Source organism: Streptomyces sp. NBC_01314, assembly GCF_041435215.1.
Classification (GTDB): Bacteria; Actinomycetota; Actinomycetes; order Streptomycetales; family Streptomycetaceae; genus Streptomyces.
Genome location: NZ_CP108394.1, coordinates 6,713,915 through 6,729,539, shown reverse-complemented (window position 1 = coordinate 6,729,539; position 15,625 = coordinate 6,713,915). Strand labels below are relative to the sequence as shown.

14 protein-coding genes and 1 pseudogene are annotated in these 15,625 nt (G+C 69.7%); 4 read left to right on the top strand and 11 right to left on the bottom strand.

The window, feature by feature from the left end; all coding sequences use genetic code 11:
- Positions 1 to 31 precede the first annotated feature (31 nt).
- From OG622_RS29865 to OG622_RS29840, 6 genes are all read right to left on the bottom strand, one after another.
- Positions 32 to 1,147: a nucleoside triphosphate pyrophosphohydrolase gene (locus OG622_RS29865; RefSeq protein ID WP_371579716.1), complete on the bottom strand. Its 1,116-nt coding sequence runs from the start codon at positions 1,145 to 1,147 to the stop codon at positions 32 to 34.
- Between the two features lie 227 nt (positions 1,148 to 1,374).
- Positions 1,375 to 2,046, bottom strand: coding sequence for a SurA N-terminal domain-containing protein (locus OG622_RS29860; RefSeq protein WP_371579715.1), 672 nt, complete (start codon positions 2,044 to 2,046; stop codon positions 1,375 to 1,377).
- A gap of 198 nt (positions 2,047 to 2,244) precedes the next feature.
- Positions 2,245 to 3,135, bottom strand: a complete 891-nt coding sequence (locus tag OG622_RS29855; RefSeq protein ID WP_371579714.1) for a glycoside hydrolase domain-containing protein — start codon at positions 3,133 to 3,135, stop codon at positions 2,245 to 2,247.
- Between the two features lie 144 nt (positions 3,136 to 3,279).
- Positions 3,280 to 4,773 (bottom strand): protein kinase, encoded by a 1,494-nt coding sequence (locus OG622_RS29850; RefSeq protein ID WP_371584261.1) that lies wholly within the window; start codon positions 4,771 to 4,773, stop codon positions 3,280 to 3,282.
- Between the two features lie 44 nt (positions 4,774 to 4,817).
- A complete protein-coding gene (locus OG622_RS29845) occupies positions 4,818 to 5,426 on the bottom strand; it encodes a hypothetical protein (RefSeq protein ID WP_371579713.1) in 609 nt (202 codons plus the stop codon).
- A 233-nt stretch (positions 5,427 to 5,659) separates the two neighbouring features.
- Positions 5,660 to 7,687, bottom strand: a complete 2,028-nt coding sequence (locus tag OG622_RS29840; protein WP_371579712.1) for an N-6 DNA methylase — start codon at positions 7,685 to 7,687, stop codon at positions 5,660 to 5,662.
- Positions 7,688 to 7,898: 211 nt separating this feature from the next.
- Between OG622_RS29840 and OG622_RS29835 the strand changes: the two genes are divergently transcribed.
- Positions 7,899 to 8,285 (top strand): hypothetical protein, encoded by a 387-nt coding sequence (locus tag OG622_RS29835; protein ID WP_371579710.1) that lies wholly within the window; start codon positions 7,899 to 7,901, stop codon positions 8,283 to 8,285.
- A gap of 76 nt (positions 8,286 to 8,361) precedes the next feature.
- Positions 8,362 to 9,099, top strand: a complete 738-nt coding sequence (locus tag OG622_RS29830) for a hypothetical protein (RefSeq protein ID WP_371579709.1) — start codon at positions 8,362 to 8,364, stop codon at positions 9,097 to 9,099.
- Between the two features lie 33 nt (positions 9,100 to 9,132).
- On the opposite strand, the pseudogene OG622_RS29825 reads toward OG622_RS29830, so the two are convergent.
- From OG622_RS29825 to OG622_RS29805, 5 genes and pseudogenes are all read right to left on the bottom strand, one after another.
- A pseudogene (locus OG622_RS29825) lies at positions 9,133 to 9,393 on the bottom strand (DUF1524 domain-containing protein); the annotation flags it as partial.
- Between the two features lie 97 nt (positions 9,394 to 9,490).
- Entirely contained in the window at positions 9,491 to 10,555 is a 1,065-nt protein-coding gene (locus OG622_RS29820; RefSeq protein ID WP_371579708.1) for a DUF6183 family protein, read from the bottom strand.
- A gap of 127 nt (positions 10,556 to 10,682) precedes the next feature.
- Positions 10,683 to 11,474, bottom strand: coding sequence for an HNH endonuclease family protein (locus tag OG622_RS29815; RefSeq protein ID WP_371584260.1), 792 nt, complete (start codon positions 11,472 to 11,474; stop codon positions 10,683 to 10,685).
- Positions 11,464 to 11,781, bottom strand: coding sequence for a hypothetical protein (locus tag OG622_RS29810; protein WP_371579707.1), 318 nt, complete (start codon positions 11,779 to 11,781; stop codon positions 11,464 to 11,466). The genes OG622_RS29815 and OG622_RS29810 overlap by 11 nt, the downstream gene beginning before the upstream one ends.
- 81 nt (positions 11,782 to 11,862) lie before the next feature.
- Positions 11,863 to 12,069, bottom strand: a complete 207-nt coding sequence (locus OG622_RS29805; protein ID WP_371579706.1) for a helix-turn-helix transcriptional regulator — start codon at positions 12,067 to 12,069, stop codon at positions 11,863 to 11,865.
- Between the two features lie 46 nt (positions 12,070 to 12,115).
- On the opposite strand from OG622_RS29805, the gene tnpB reads away from it, so the two are divergent.
- Together tnpB and OG622_RS29795 are read left to right on the top strand one after the other, a co-directional pair.
- Complete coding sequence (gene tnpB, locus OG622_RS29800) at positions 12,116 to 13,573, top strand: IS607 family element RNA-guided endonuclease TnpB (protein ID WP_371579705.1); 1,458 nt, start codon at positions 12,116 to 12,118, stop codon at positions 13,571 to 13,573.
- 565 nt (positions 13,574 to 14,138) lie between these two features.
- Positions 14,139 to 15,566, top strand: a complete 1,428-nt coding sequence (locus tag OG622_RS29795) for an RICIN domain-containing protein (protein ID WP_371579704.1) — start codon at positions 14,139 to 14,141, stop codon at positions 15,564 to 15,566.
- The last annotated feature ends 59 nt before the right edge of the window (positions 15,567 to 15,625 follow it).

Genomic DNA, 15,625 nt, shown 5'->3' with positions numbered 1-15,625 from the left:
CGCCTTCCACCTCGTCCTCCTTCACGTTTTCCTACTCGTCTCCCTCTTCGCCTTCCTCGTAGCTGTTCTCGTAGCTGTCCTCGTCGGTCTCCTCGGGCATCTTCTTCTTCGTCCCTCCGCCGACGCCTTCCGCGACGCGGATCGCGTCCCGGTACGCGCGGGCCGCCGCTCGTAGGGCCGTCTCCGGGTCGATGCCCTTGGACTCGGCGTGGGCGGCGAGGGCGAGGAGTTCGTAGCCGATGTCGTCGCCGGGGGGTATCGGGACGGCGAGGCCTGCGGTGCGGGCGCGGAAGGAGAGCTTGGCGGCGAGGGCGAGGCCGGGCTGACCGAGGGGTACGCCGTCGGTGACCGACTCGCGCTGCTTCTCCACGGCCTTGGTGCGGAGCCAGTGCGCCTTGACGTCCTCCGGGGTCGTGGCCGTCGCGTCGCCGAAGACGTGGGGGTGGCGGTGGATGAGCTTGGTGATGATGCCGGCGGCCACGTCGTCGATGGAGAAGGGGGTGTCGGGGTCGTCCTCGGCGATGCGGGCGTGGAAGACGACCTGCAGGAGGACGTCGCCCAGTTCCTCGCGTAGTTCGTCGCGGTCGCCCTCCTCGATGGCCTCGACGAGTTCGTACGCTTCCTCGATGCCGTACTTGGCGAGGCCCTTGTGGGTCTGCTGGGAGGACCAGGGGCATTCGGCGCGGATCCGGTCCATGACCTGGACGAGATCGAGGAGGCGGGCGCCGGGGAGGTCGTAGGAGGCGGGGAGGAGCTCCAGGGACGGCATCCGGACACCGCCGGAACCGGCGAGGCGGGCGAGGCCGTCGGTGAGGCGGGGTTCGCCCTCGGCGGCGGCCACCACGACCACCGTGCGGTCGCCGGTGCAGAGGTCGACCAGTTCCTCGGCCTTCGGGGTCGCCTGCTCCACCGTGATGCCGGCCTCACGGAGATAGGGGAGCTGGGGGTGCGCCTCGTCCGCGCAGAGGACGCGGTCCGCCCCGTGCAGCGCCTGCCAGGCCGGCCAGGAGAGCAGACCGGGAGCGACACGGTGGCTGGTGGTGAGCAGGACCACTCGGCCGGGGCCAGGAGTGGCGGCCGTGGTCTCCGGAGCCGTGGTGGCGGGGGTCGTGGTGGCGGGGGCGTCGTCGGGGCGGTGTGCGTTCACCCCACGAACGTAACCCACGTCACCGACGACCCCCGAAGTTATCCACAGGCCGGGTGGACGGGTTCGCCCGCGCCCGCGTGCCCTGGCATGGGGCCGGTGTCCGGGGCGCCCGCAGAGGGCACCTGCCGTAGACACCGGCCGCTGTAGGTACCTGCCGTAGACACCCGCTGCGGGTACCTACCGCAGGCACCCGCTGCAGGTACCCGCCGTAGATACCGGCCCGCCCGCTACGCCGACTCCGGCGTCCCCGTCCCGGTGACTTCCTTCAGCCATGGTGTCTTGGCGTCCACCAGGCCGACCCGGCCGGACGTCGGGTCGACGCCCCAGCTGCCGTAGCGGGGGTTGAGGTCCACGTCGAGCTTCTTCGAGGCCTCGGAGAGGGCCTTCCAGAAGACGGCGCCGCCCTCCTGGGTGTTGAGGTCGGCGCCCACGGAGGCGGCGAGTTTCTGGACCTCGACGTCGCTGCGAAGGCTTTCCTCCAGCTGCTCCGGGGCGACGCTGTAGCGCTGCAGATAGGCCGTTTCCAGAGCCTCGGCCCCGCCGGCCTCCGTTTCCAGGCCGGAACGGTACTGCTGGACTTCCTTGCGGGTGACGGTCACCCCGGCGTCCTTGAGTGCCTGGTCGAGGACCTTCTCCAGGACCATGCCGTTCAGGGTGTTGCGGGTGAGGGCGCTGCTCTGGGCGACGACCTGCTGGTACTGGCTCTGATCGGTGCTGGCGGCGCGCTGGGCGGTGCGCACCGCGTTCACCCGGTTCTCCAGTTGCGCGACCGTGATCCGGTCCGCGCCGACGACGGCCGCCGCGCCGGGATGCGCATCGCCTCCGCAGGCAGTGAGGAGCGGGGACGCGGCGGCGATCGCTGCGGAGAGGAGGAGCGCGGTGCGACGGCGGCGGTGCAAGTTGGCCTCCCGAGGAGATTGTGCGGCGGTGCACAAAGTCTTGCGGTGATCGATGTTAGGCAGTGGCCCTGCTCTCGGCCAGCCATTCGACCAACGATTCACGCCGACTTCGGGCACCGTCGCCCCGGGACCGTGCCACTACCGGCCCTCAGGCGCGGTCGGTCCGCCCCCGGCGCGACCCACGTGCCCGCCCGGCGCTCACCCCACGATCGCCACCGGGGCGTCCCAGGCGTCGCGGTCCACGGTGATCGTGTGACCGCCGCGGGTCTCCTTGCTGTTGACCATGTACTGGTGGGCACGGTGGTGCCCGGTGTACAGCTTCGGGTCGAACGGCCAGTCGGTGGTCGTCGTGTTGACCTTGTCCCACTTGGCGTACCAGAGGTTGCCCGGCAGGTTCGTGCGGTCGGTGGCGGTGGCGACGGACTTGGCGCTGGAGCTGCTGAAGCCGTAGAAGCCGGAGCGGTACTTCTTGGCGCCGAGTGCCTCGTGCCAGGCGCGGATGTAGGTGAGGACGGCGTTGTCGCAGGCCGTGTTCGTGGTGTCGTACGCCTCCATGTCGAGGTAGAGCGCGCTGCCGGGCTTCATGCCCAGGGCGGCGGCCCTGGCGACGGCGTCCGCTCCGTCGGCGGCGCCCTGGGAGGCGGCGGTCGACGCGGTGATCTTCTCGGGGCTCGAACCGGTCTGGCAGGGCGGCTGGGCACCGACGTAGAGCGGGACGAGCTTCCAGCCGAGGGTGTTGACGGACTTCACCCAGGAGGCGGTGAGGTTGGGCTGGGAGCAGCCGCGGTTCCTGCCGCCGACGTAGACCGCCGCCGCGCCGTAGAAGCCGGTCTTCCAGGCCTTCATCGCGGACAGGGAGGGGGCCGTGCAGGTGTCGAAGGCGCGGCCCGTGTAGACCTTGGCGGCGGGCCAGGCCGTGGTCGTGGCCAGGGAGTTCTGCGCGGCGAGCCCGGCTCCGGCGAGGACGGCGGCGCCGGCGGCGGTCCAGGCGATGTATCTGCGCTTCCTGGACTGCCGGTGGCCGGACCTGCCGGGGTGCCGACCGCTCGACCCGCCGGATCGGCGGTGGCTGGACTGGTTGTCGGACATACGTGGCCCCACCCCTTGATCGCTCCCCTTGATCGCTGTGTGCTCACAGCTAAGCGGTGCCGTCTCCGTGTTCGGGAAACCCCGACTCTCGACCATGGCAAACTTCGGCCAAGGTGGCGCAAAACATGCGGCCCGCCGTCCGCGTCAGCCGCGCACCTGCCCAAGCCACTGCAGCGTGCGCCGGACCTCGCCCGCCAGTGGATGGCCCGGCCCGCGCAGCCGTTCCACGTCCACCAGCAGGCGGCCCAGGGTCTCGTGGGCGGCGCCGCGGTCACCGAGGGCGAGAAGCAAATGACCTATGCGGCGGCGGACGTCGAGGGAGAGTTCCGGGTCGCCGCCGACGTACTGGTTCTCGTAGTACGGCAGCAGGGAGCGGTACTCGGCGAGGGCCGCGGCCGGTTCGCCGAGTTGTTCGAGGCACTGGGCGGAGTCGTAGCGGAAGCGCAGTGCCTGGGTGTCGGCCTGGCCGGCCTCGGCGGCGCGCTCGTCGCCGAGGCGGCGCAGCTCGGGCAGGGCTCGGCGGTACTGGCCGTCGTCCATGAGGGTGGCCGCGTACTGCTTGCGCAGGGTGCGGACGACGGGTGAGTGCTCGCCGTGCTGGGCGGCGGCGGCCGGGAGGATCGCGCCGAGGATGTCGACGGCCTGGGTGATGCGGCCCTCGCCGAGGAGCCGCTTGACATCGTCGACGGCACCCGCCACGTCGGGCTTGTCGGCCGCGGGCGCCACGTCGGACGCGGCGGACGGCTGCGGCGCGGGGATACGGGCGCGGTCCGGCCAGGGTGCGTGCGGGCGCAGGAAGGGCCGCGTGGGGTCGAGCGGGGAGCCGGTGGGCATACCGCGCGCGGGCAGCAGCGGCAGGAGTTGCTCGTACGTCTCCTGCGCGGAGGACGGGCGGTGCTGCGGGTCCTTGGAGAGCAGCCGGAGAACCAGTGTCTCCAGGCTCTCGGGCACCTCGGGGCGCAGGCGGCGGACGGGGACCGGCGGCTCGTAGAGGTGGCGGTGGAGGACGCCGAGGGCGGTGGAGCCCGTGAACGGGACGTTCCCGCTGAGCAGTTCGTGTATCAGCACCCCGAGGGCGTACAGGTCGGTGTACGGGCCGACCGCGCCGCCCATGGCCTGTTCGGGGGCCATGTACGCGGGGCTGCCGATCGGCGAACCGGTGTGGGTCAGGCGGGTGGTGTCGGTGTCCATCACGGAGGCGACGCCGAGGTCGAGGACCGTGACCGTGCCGTCCTGCTTGACCATGACGTTCCGCGGCTTGAGGTCGCGGTGGATGATCGGCACCGCGTGCACGGCGGACAGCACGGCGCACAGCTGGGCGGCGACCGAGACGGTCCACTGCCACGGGTACGGGTCGTGCTCGGCGAGGTGGTCGGCGAGGTCGGCCCCGTCGACGTACTGCATGACGAGGAACAGCTCCTCGCCCTCGCTGCCCGCGTCGTGCACGGTCACCAGGCCGGGGTGGTCGACCTGGGCGGTGACACGGCACTCGCGCACGAAGCGGCGACGCAGCTCGTCGGCCTCCTGGCCCGCGACCTTGTCCGGGCGCAGCAACTTCACCGCCACGCGCCGGTCAAGGCGCTGGTCGTATGCCGTCCACACCTGGCCCATGCCGCCCTGTCCGATGATCGTGGACAGTTCGTAGCGGCCGGTGATCAGGCGTCCGGCCCCCCGTCCCTGGGTCACCGGTCTCCTTCGTGCTTGCGGAGATAGTCACTGAGCTCGTCGAGCTCGGCGCGCACCTGGTCTATGCGTGCGGGCCCGGGGCGCTGCGGCTCCGGGCCGGGCTGGGGCTGCGCCTGCTGCGGGAGGTGCTGCGGCTGGACGGGCGGCTGGACCGGCGGGGCGGGCGTGTAGGGCTGCGGGACCTGGACCGGCGGGTAGCTGTACCCGGTCTGCTGCGAGTACGCCGTGGTCTGGGCGTACGGCGACTGCGGGATCATCCGGGAGCGGCTGGAGTGGCGTATGTCCGCGGCCAGGTAGTACGCGACGATCGCGAGCAGGCCGCCGAACAGCATCGACATGCCGACGTCGCCGCGCCAGGTGGTGAACTCCTCCTCGCCCGGGTCGGTGCCGATGATGTACAGCGTCGCGATGATGTGGACGATCGCGAGGGCGAACAGCCACCAGTCCCGGGTCCTGCGGGTCACCGAGGCGAGCCGCAGCAGGCAGGCCCAGGCGAGCAGGCCACAGCTCATGACCGCGACCACCACGAAGATCACACGGAGTGTGACCTGGCCCCCTTGATCGGGGCCGGGGGGCGGTGTCGGCGCGTAGCCGTGGCCTTGCATGGCTGCTCCTGATGGCCTGGTGAGAGCGGACTTGCGATGTCCTCCCGAGGGTATCGGTCGACCACGACATGAGGTCCAGGGTTGTGGACAACCGTTGTAGTACCGCAGTGCTGGTCACGCCGCCCGAGGCGGAGCGGTTCCGTCCGGTAGGCGTGATCGGCGTTCCGTCCGGTAGGCGTGATCGTAGGGGGAGTTCGCGGTGTCGGGCCGCCGCGACCACCCTGTCCGCGGGCTCAGTCCGGGGGGACCGTGCCGTCCGTCAGTCCGTCGTACATGCCGCGCACGAGGCGTTCGCCGAGGCGGCCGGCCTGGCGGAGGGCGTCCTCGAAGGCGGCCAGGGCACGGAACCGTTCGCCGTAGCGGCGCTGCTGGTCCAGGGGGAGCCTGGGCAGTTGGAGACGGCGTACGTCGAGGCGGGTCGCGGTGGAGGCGTAGCTGCTGGCCTGGCGGCTGTTGGCGGTGCCGCGCAGGAAACCGGCGACGAACCACGCGTCGAGCGCGGCCCGGTCGGGGCGCAGCAGCGTGAGGTTGCGGCCGAGGGCGGCGCCCGCGGTCTCCTCGTCGATCACCCGCGCGACCCCGCCACCGCCGAGGACGGGGACGACGACGTCACCGGGCTCCACCAGCACCGGATTCTCGCCGGTCTCCGGCAGGGTTCCCGAGGGTGCCGTGCCGGCCAGGACGTCGTGATCGGTGAGCACGCGCGCGTGGGTGCCGGTTCCGCCCGTGCACAGCACCAGGGCTCCCCCGCGCGCGAGTTCGCCGACCGTGGTGAGCGGCCAGCGCGCGGGCTGCGCGTCCCCGGCGAGCGGGAGTGTCAGGTCGGTGGTCAGGCGGAGGGTCTCGGCGAGGCGTTCGCGTACGACGGTCAACTGCTCGGCGCCGCCGCCCGCGGCCGGGGGCGGCAGATGCCGGGCAGGGGCCAGGTCCACGTCGTCGTCGAGCAGTTCGATGACCGGCACCGAACGGCTGAGCCCCGGCCGCTCCGTCACCCCGCCCGCCCGCTCGAAGGGCCGCCAGGCGTCGAGCACGGCGGCACGCACCGCCGTCCAGTCGAACCCGCTCCGCCCCTCGGGGACGAGCCGCCCGGTGTCGACGAGCAGCAACCCGGGCGGCACGGGCGCCTTGCCGGGCCTGCGCAGCACCCACAGGTGCAACGGGATGTTGTACGGAGGTGCCGCGCCGACCGGCAGGGCGATCACGGCACGCAGGGCGCCCCGGCGCAGCAGGTCGGCGCGGATACGGCGTCCCGAACGGCGGCTCGCGGCGGCCGGCGGCATCAGCAGGACGGCGCTGCCGCCGTCCTCCAGACGGGCCAGCGCGTGCTGCACCCAGGCGAGTTCGGATTCCGTACGGGCCGGGAAGCCGTACTCCCAGCGCGGGTCGTAGGCGAGTTCGTCGTGGCCCCAGTTGCGCTCGTTGAACGGCGGGTGACACAGGACGGCCTCGGCCTTGAGGTGCTCGTGGGCGTCCGCGCGGAGGCTGTCCCCCGGCGCGGTGCGAATGGTGCTCTCGGTGCGCAGGGCGAGGCGGAGCGCGGTGAGGGCGGCCAGTTCGCGGGAGCTGTCCTGGCCGTACAGCTCCTGTCCGGGGCGGGCGGCGACGGCGCGCAGAAGGGCGCCGGTGCCGCAGGCCGGGTCGAGCACCGAGCGGGCGGGCCCGGCGAGTTCGGCCATCAGCTCGGCGAGCTCGCCCGGAGTGAGCGTGTACTGACGTGGGTTGGCGTCGAGGTGCCGGGCGAGCAGGAACTCGAAGGTCTGCCGCGCTCCCAGGTCGGCCGCGAGCTCGGTGGCGCCGCGCAGCAGCGGGATCGAGGGCAGGAGTTCGGCGGGCGTCGGCTGGGGCACTGCGGGCTCGCGGGCCGGGCCGAAGCGCGGAGTGAGGACGTCCCGGAGCGACTCGGAGAGGATCCGGGCCAGCTGCTCGTCGTCGGGGCAGGCGCTCAACTCCAGCCAGGCCAGGGGCCGGTCGTGAAGGTGGAGCAGGGCACAGCCCGCGTGCACCAGGGCGGCGACGGGGCCCTCCGGGTGGCCGGTGACCTGCTGCCAGACGCGCTCCTTCAGGGGCACCTCGGCGAGCTTGCCCTGATCGCGCAGCCATTCCTCGACCTCGCTGAGCGCGAAGGCCGGGCTGGTCTCGGTGCCGCCGACCGGTTTGGGGAAGTCGGCGTGCCGTCGGCGCCAGTTGCTGACGGCGGCGCGACCCACGCCTGCGAGCCGCGCGATGTCCGCGGCGGTGACCTCTGTCCCGTTCCCCTGCACGCGCCCGGCTCCCCTCGTACCTGGTGGTGTGACGTCGAGCATACCGACGCACGCAAGATCTACCCATTCACGCCGTGTACACACTCGACTTTGTGAATCGTGTTGACTCGGTTCACAAGCTCTGCTGTCATTGACCCATCGAACAGCGGGCCGCCCGATCCAGGTGGTCACACGTTGGCTGTGCTGTCACACACTGGGGAAGGAGCACGCCATGGGGATGAAAACCCAGCTCGCGCTGAACGCGACGGTCGGTCTCCTGCTCATCGGTGTGGTCTCGGCGAACGCCGGAAGCGGTGACACCACCGTGAACGGCAGCGGTTCGGCCGACCGCTTCAAAGCCTTTGTGAACACGCACGGCACCTCCGCCGAGAGAGCTGCCGTCTCCCATGTCACCGAGGTTCACAGGCCGTCTGCCCCACCCGGGGGAGGCACCGATGCCACCGACCTCCGCACCGACTTCAGCGGCGGACCACCGGGAGGCGGCACCGGCCCCGCCCGGCTCATCGCCGCAGCCTTCGCCGACTGGAAGTACGGCGGGCGAGGCCGCGTCACGGTCTACGACTCCGCGGGCGAAGTACTCGACACCCGCACGTACTGACGTCACCGCTCGACGAACAGCGCGACACCACCGCTCGTTTCACGCACCTCACACCGATTCCCAGGGGGGAACTCCCATGCGTCGCACCGCACTCGCCGCTCTCTGCATCGCCGCCACGGCCACCTTCACGCTCACCGGCTGTCTCTCCGGCGAGGACAAGGCCGACGGCCCGTTCGCCGGACTGACCGGCGGCGAGATCGCCGACAAGGCCGTGAAGGCCACCTCGGACGCCGACTCGCTCCGGATGAAGGGTGAGATCAAGGACGAGTCCGCCGGCGGCACGATCCAGATGGACATGGCCATGAACAAGAAGGGCGACTGCGCCGGCACGATGACCATGGGCGGCGAGGGCGAGGCCGAGCTGATCAAGGTCGGCGACACCCTCTACATGAAGTACGACGAGGCCTTCGTGCGCGCCCAGTCGAAGGACTCCTCCAAGGAGGAGACCGACATGGTCGTCGACATGCTCGCCGACAAGTGGACCAAGACGTCCGCGACCGCCGAGGACTCCAAGGACATGGCGAGCTTCTGCGACCTCGACACCGTCCTCGCCGACTTCGAGGACGTCGACTCCGACGCCACCCGCGGCAAGACCGCCGAGGTCGAAGGCACCCCCGCGATCCTCCTCAACGAGAAGGACGGCAAGGACAGTTACACCCTGTACGTCGCCACCGAGGGCGAGCCGTACCTCCTGCGGGTCGTCAGCAAGTCCGCCAAGGAGCCCGGCGACCTCGTCTTCACCGACTACGACAAGCCGGTTCCGGCCAAGGCCCCCAAGGGCAAGGTCATCGACATGGACAAGGACTTCGGCTGACGCCCCTCCCCGCGCGGCGGCACCGCGACGGCCTCAGCCCGCGTGAAAGCGGGCCGGGGCCTTCGTCGGGTTGCCCCCGGTGGGGAGCTTCTGCTCGGGGCAGGTGGTCAGGACGCGCTTCATCACGGTCTGTTCGGCGGAGGTGACCCAGAGGCCGTACTTCGTCTTCACGGCGACCTGGGCGGCCACATACGTGCAGCGGTACGCCTTGTCGGGCGGGAGCCAGGTGGCCGCGTCACCGTCACCCTTGCCGCGGTTGGTGCCCGAGTCGACCGCGAGGAGGTTGAGCGGGTCGCCCCCTGCTGTCCGGCTTGTACGTCGCCTGCCAGACGGCATCGGGGGATATCGGCGAGGTGGTCAGGCCTACGCTGATGTGCCGTCCCGGTCGTGTTCAGTCGGTGTCCGTCGCGGCCAGCATCGCCAGCCGTCGGCGTTCTGGAGAGACCACCGCGAGGCCGATGTCCCAGGCCACGCGCTCGAACCACTTGGTGTCGGCATCGAAGCCGTACCAGGTGCACTCTCGTACACGTGCCTCAACCTCCTCCGCAAGGCCGCCATCTGCAGCCCCAGCCAGGGCGGCCAGGGATTGCCAAGCGGCCAGACGGCCATATGCGCCACGGGTGCCGGAGTTGTAGGCACCTCCCGTGGACGCGGCGCCGAAGAGGACCCGCCATGCCTGGTCCGGCGGGCAGGCCGCGACCGAGAAGGCGGTCTTCTTCCCCGCACCCTTCAGGCACTCCAGCCCCAGTCCCAGCAACATGCCCGGTACCGACTCGGCCTCCAGCGGAGCTGCCAGATCGAATACTCGTGCCTCGATCCGGCCGTTCGACTCCTCGGCCCAGTTCGCCACAGCAGCACCGATGCCCTTGGCAGCGGCTTCGGTCGTCGTCTCCTCGACCGACGGCACGTGCGCCCCGGCATCGCCCCGAACCTTTCGGCTAGCCGACGGACCGTACGGCATCGAGTGGCTACCGCCGCGAGCGCTGTAGCTCGGCAGATCCGGCTGCCCTTCCACATCGGACAGTGCCAACGGCAGCCATCCCAGCGGATGGTGCCTCCAGTGCGGCGACATCGCCCACCCTGCGATCCCCGGGGTCTTCGTAACGTCGGCCCCCCTGAGCACCAGTTCATGGACCAGGCACGCACGCAGTTCCTCAGTGGCCTTCCCGGTGAACGCCACCGCCATTTCCTCTGCCGGTTGGCTGGAGGCCAGCAGGGAGGCCGTGTAACGGTCCAGCTTCCTGTCAGCAGCCTCCGCCGAGGAGACCATCCGCAGCGCCTGGGCGACGTTCCCGGGACCGGACGTGGTGGTCAGCAGCCGGAGCAGATGGTCGAAGACGCTCCTGTATTGCCAGATCCGCCCGGCGTCGGAGCCGTAAGCCCCGGCGAGCGCGATGCCGAGGTCCGCGAGGAACGCAGCATCCCCCGCGCGAGACTGCGGTCTGCCACCTTCCATACGTCGGTGACGCTCTTCAGGCCCGGCAGCTTCGTCACGATCTTCCGTATGCGGTCAGCCACGGTATGGAGCGTACGCGTTCGACAATCCGAAACCGAACACGTTTTCCCAGGTCACCGCGGCGCTTTCAGTAGTCGCACTGCTTCACCATCATTGCCTTGTCCGCTGTCGTCACCGGCATCTCGTACTTGACGGCGACCTGGGCGAACCGGACGACGTAGGCGCACCGGATCTGCTTGTTGGGTGGCAGCCATGACGCGGGTCCGGAATCGCCCTTGGACGAATTGGCCCGCCCTTCGACCGGGATCAGATTCAGCACGTCGTTGGCGAGTTGCTTGCGCTTGCTCTCCGGCCAGCGCGACGAGCCCATCTGCCAGCTGTAGGACAACGGCACCACGTGATCTATCTGTACCTCCGAGGCCTGCTGCTTGCGCCACTCGATGGTCGTCCCGGTATACGGGTCGTGCAGTGTCATGGCGATGACCACGCAGTCGGAGCCCGCTCGGAAGCGAAGGTCCTGACCGTCACGACGAATGAGATCATTTCGAGTGTCGCACCCATTCCTCGCGAGCGGCACTCCGTCGGCCGTGTCCATCCAGGCATAGCCGAACTTGTCACGGTCGTAGCCCGTCTTCGGCCCACGCCCCTTCGTGGACAACTCCTCGATGATCTTGCGGGCCGCGCCTCTGTCCGCATCCTCCGTCAGGGGCGCAAGCCCTGGCTTCGTCCCGTCTGGATTCTTGAGCGGGCTGACCGCCTGCCCAGCCGGTGCCGCCGGCCCGGATCCCGTGGGGGCGTCGTCTTCGCCGAGCCCCTCGCATCCCGAGACGAGGAACACGGCAGCGGCCACCGCCGTCGCCGCGCGGGAGAAGCGTGCGTTCCCTACTCCCTTGTGACTCACGTGCCTCTCAGTACGCATAGCCCGCCGCCCCCGGTATGAACTGCAGGAATCGGGCAGTCGCATCGCGCACCATAGAGATAACGCGGGTGCCACAGCTGTTCGAGTCCGTGTCGGCCCAGGGGCTGCCGAACTCGCCGCGATCGTAATTGGTCTTGGGTGCCCGCCCCTTGACGGTCAGCGCCTCCACGGCGGCGAACACGGCGGCGCCACCCCCGCCGGGGCTCTCCCGCGGTCCGGCCGAGCCCTCCGTGTTGTCGAATTCGCAGCCGGTCGCGGCGACCAGCACCAGAGCCACGACGGCGACCCCACCCTTCAGACGCACCACGCGACACCCCTTTCCTCTGTTCTGTGCACGCACGCGGTCCTGCGTGGGGTTGTCAACTGCTGCGGAATTCATCAGTGAATCTCATCTTTCATCGTCTCTTTTCTTGCGTGGCGGGTGCTTGGTGCGCCATTCGTCGAGCTTGTCGGCGGGCCATAGGAGGGTGCGGCCGATGTGGCGGGGGCGGGGGAAGTCGGGGGTGTTGCGGTGGTGGTTGTAGAGGGTGCGCCAGGCGATGCCGAGCCGCGCGCATGCCTGATCGCTGGTGATCCAGTTGTCGAGATCGTTCACGTGCTAAAGTTTAGTCACTCACTGACCATTATGGGAGGTGTCGGGAGTGAAGAAGCTCCAGCCGCAGCCCGGGTTCGTGGTGCAGGCGTTCCGGTACGCGCTCGATCCGAACGCCGCCCAGGAGCGGGCGTTGCGTTCGCACTGCGGTGCGGCCCGCGCGGCGTACAACTGGGCTGTCGGCTGGGTGACCGCCTCCTGGTGGCAGCGCAAGGCCGAGGAGACCTACGGCGTTGCGGAGTCGGAGCTGACACAGTGGCGGCGGTGGTCGTTGCCGTCGCTGCGGAAGGCGTTCAACGAGGCCAAGCGCACCGATCCGCGTTTGTCCACCTGGTGGGAGGAGAACTCCAAGGAGGCGTACTCCACCGGGCTGGCGAACGCGTCGGCCGCGTTCGACAACTACGCGAAGTCGAAGAACGGCAAGCGGCGCGGCAAGCGGATGGGCGCGCCCCGGTTCAAGTCGAAGCGGAAGGCGCGTCTGTCCTGCCGGTTCACCACCGGCACGATCCGCGTCGACGCTGACGGGCGGCACGTCACGCTGCCCCGGCTCGGCACACTCCGCGCTCACGAGCCCACCGGCGGCCTCCTCGCCCGCGTCCGGGCCGGGACGGCCCGCATCCTGTCGGCGACCGTCCGGCACGAACGCGGACGCTGGTTCGTCTCGTTCCCGGTCGAGGTGAAGCGGGAGATCGCCCGCGTTGCCCGGCCGGACGCGGCGGTCGGTATCGACCTGGGCGTGAAGACTCTCGCGGTGATGGCCGACAGCACGGGCGAGATCCGCACCGTCGCCAACCCCGGGCACTACGACCGGGCACGCAAGCAACTGCGCCGCGCCTCCCGCGTCGTCTCCCGACGCCAGGGCCCCGACCGGCGCACCGGACAGAAGCCGTCGAAGCGGTGGGAGAAGGCCAACGCCCAGCGGAACAAGGTCCACCACCGCGTGGCGAACCTCCGCGAAGACGCCCTGCACAAGCTCACCACAAGCGTGGCCGCCGAGTACGGCACCGTCGTCGTCGAAGACCTCAACGTCGCCGGGATGCTCCGCAACCGGCGCCTGGCCCGCCGCATCGCGGACGCCGGATTCGGCGAGATCCGCCGCCAGCTCGCCTACAAGACCCGCCGGCGCCACGCCACCCGCACCATCGTGGCCGACCGCTGGTACCCCTCCTCCAAGACCTGTTCCGGGTGCGGCGCGGTGAAAGCCAAACTGCCGCTGCACATCCGGACCTATGCATGCGACACCTGCGGCCTGGTCATCGACCGGGACGACAACGCCGCACTCAACCTCGCCGCCCTCGCGGCAGCCTGCACGACTGGTACCGGAGTGGCCGGAGACCAGGACACCACCCCGGCGGTGTCGAAGCCTCGTGGAGCCGACCAGAAGACCCGCACCACCCGCCCCCGCCGCAAGACGGGTGCGGGGCGGGCAGGTGGCGCAACCCTGCCGCACCAGCGACAGACAGAAACGAGAGACCGTACTCAAATCGAAGCCTTCACGCTCTGGTGACGAGACGGACCTTCCAGGTTGAAATGCCTGGAATGCTGAGAGTCACTGAGGCTCTCTGAGTAACGGTTCCCCGTCCTGCCTGCTCAACAACACCGTAGCCCCCAGGTGCGGGAGAAGGTCGGTCAGCGTACGCGGGAGACCTGACGGCGATCATGATCGCCCGGGACCGGGAGGAATCGCCCGCACGACCACGGAGTTGCCGGTCCCCCGGCGTGACGGCCGACTCGCGGATCGCCGGCCGGCACCCGCTCGCCCCCAGGGGATGCCGGACGCGAGGCCGAAACGCGAAGCCGGGGAGCCGAAACTTCGAACAGAAATCGACTCGACCAAACATCCCGCGAGCCGGACCTCCGTGAGCATTCGACCCGTCGCACAGCCTCAGGTCAACCTACTTGCCGGTTCAGGGCAGGATAATTCAGGACTTTGCGGCGCTCGGATGACATCTGCGCGATTCAACACGTTCACACTCTTGACACGCATCTGTCGCAAGCATTCTCATGCTGCACGTTGGTTTCAGCCAGCTTTTGGTTGTTCTCGTGCTGTCCTGTCGTGAATGGAACCCCCGATGCGTCGTGTCTGGCTCTTCCTGCTTGCCGTGCTGATAGGTCTCCTCCCGCAAACCCTTCTGATGGGCACCGCGCACGCGGCCACCGTCACCATCCCCAACGCCACCCAGTTCACGGACACCACAGGTGCCGTCGTGCACGCGCACGGCGGGGGCGTCATCAAGGTCGGCTCGTACTACTACTGGTTCGGAGAGAACCGCAACGAGGACAACTCATTCCGGTATGTGTCCGCGTACCGCTCGACCGATCTGAAGACCTGGGAGTTCCGACGCCACGTCCTGACCCAGGCCAGTGCCCCGGAGCTCGCCTCGGCCAACATCGAGCGCCCCAAGGTCATGTACAACGCGTCCACCGGCAAGTTCGTCATGTGGATGCACAAGGAGCTGGCAACCGACTACACCCAGGCCCGCGCCGCCGTCGCCGTCTCCGACACCGTCGACGGCGACTACACCTGGCAGGGCAGCTTCCGCCCGCTGGGCCACATGTCCCGCGACATCACCGTCTACACGGACGACGACGGCACCGGCTACATGATCTCGGCCGCGCGCGAGAACCGCGACCTGCACATCTACCGCCTCAGCCCCGACTACCTCACCGTCGAAACCCGTGTGCAGCTGCTCTGGCCCGGCCAACTGCGCGAGGCTCCCGCCCTGTTCAAGCGCAACGGCGTCTACTTCCTGCTCACCTCCGGCGCCACCGGCTGGCGGCCCAACCAGCAGATGTACGCGACCGCCTCCAGCATCACCGGCACCTGGGGCGATCTGCAGAACGTCGGCGACTCCACCGCGTACGGCTCCCAGACCACGTTCGTCCTGCCCGTGCAGGGCAGCTCGGGCACCGAGTACCTCTACATGGGTGACCGTTGGGGCAACTCCTTCAACCAGAACGTCAACGCCTCGAAGTACGTCTGGCTGCCGCTGGAGTTCCCCACCGACACCACGATGACCATGGACTGGTTCGCGCAGATCAACGTCGACACCGCGGCCGGGAAGGTCGACGGCGTCGGCGGACCCTGGGAGACGATCACCGCCCGCCACAGCAACAAGTGCCTCGACGTCCCCAGCCGGTCCCAGGACGACGGCACCCAGATCACCCAGTACACCTGCAACGGCGGCATGAACCAGGCATGGTGGTTCAAGGACATGGGCAGCGGATACGTCCAGGTCGTCGCCCGGCACAGCGGCAAGTGCCTCGATGTGGCCAACAACTCCACCGCCGACGGCAACCCGATCATCCAGTGGACCTGCGGCACCGGCAGCAACCAGCAGTGGCAGCTCCAGGACGCCGGTGACGGCTGGCTCCGCCTCGTCTCACGGCGCAGCGGCAAGTGCCTCGACGTGTTGGACAAGTCCACCGCCGACGGCGCCAAGCTCATCCAGTGGGGCTGTGGCAACGGCACCAACCAGCAGTTCAAGCGCGGCGCCTGATCACGCGCGTGGCCCTGACGTTCGGCCCGCGGCCCCGACCGGACTTCTCCGGCCGGGGC

Coding starts and splice junctions, on each gene's coding strand:
- OG622_RS29855 (WP_371579714.1), bottom strand. CDS start 3,135: ATGTCCGACAACCAGTCCAGCCACCGCCGATCCGGCGGGTCGAGCGGT.
- OG622_RS29845 (WP_371579713.1), bottom strand. CDS start 5,426: ATGCAAGGCCACGGCTACGCGCCGACACCGCCCCCCGGCCCCGATCAA.
- OG622_RS29835 (WP_371579710.1), top strand. CDS start 7,899: ATGGGGATGAAAACCCAGCTCGCGCTGAACGCGACGGTCGGTCTCCTG.
- OG622_RS29830 (WP_371579709.1), top strand. CDS start 8,362: ATGCGTCGCACCGCACTCGCCGCTCTCTGCATCGCCGCCACGGCCACC.
- OG622_RS29820 (WP_371579708.1), bottom strand. CDS start 10,555: ATGGAAGGTGGCAGACCGCAGTCTCGCGCGGGGGATGCTGCGTTCCTC.
- OG622_RS29815 (WP_371584260.1), bottom strand. CDS start 11,474: ATGCGTACTGAGAGGCACGTGAGTCACAAGGGAGTAGGGAACGCACGC.
- OG622_RS29795 (WP_371579704.1), top strand. CDS start 14,139: ATGCGTCGTGTCTGGCTCTTCCTGCTTGCCGTGCTGATAGGTCTCCTC.